Below are 465 nucleotides of genomic sequence, written 5' to 3' on the forward strand. Positions count from 1 at the left end.
GGAGAGAATTATGAATTCTGCCCGGTCATTCAGATTATGATCGTTAACCGGCTTCCCAACATGAAGAAGCATTCTCATTTTACCCATCAGAGCCGATATTGCGTGTTGGAAGATCACATCCTCATGCCGGACGAGCGCTGCCGGATTCTCTGGGTAGAGATGGATTATCTGAATGAAATGGGCAAGAAACCGATTGAAGAATGGCGGATGGCAGAAAAGATTCTTTATATGACGCGGTACAGCTTAGATCCGGAAAAGCAGGAAGTCATTCAGGAATTAAAAGAAAAAGAGGAGGTTATACAAATGATGGAAGAAAAGCGGATGGAGTTTTTGAGAAGTACAAGCATGGACATCGCATTAATGCGGACACGGTTTGATGAAATTGATGAACAGAAGATTTATGAAAAAGGACAGCGGTTAGGGAAGAAGATCGGGGAATGTATTGGCAGGCGACAAGGAGAACAC

General features: G+C 43.7%; 1 protein-coding gene. It reads left to right on the plus strand.

What is annotated here, in order from left to right; translation table 11 throughout:
- A partial coding sequence (locus DWY25_RS17775) for a hypothetical protein (RefSeq protein WP_187117673.1) occupies positions 1–465 on the plus strand: 465 nt, incomplete at both ends.

It is taken from the genome of Holdemania filiformis (assembly GCF_003459085.1).
Classification (GTDB): Bacteria; Bacillota_I; Bacilli_A; order Erysipelotrichales; family Erysipelotrichaceae; genus Holdemania; species Holdemania filiformis.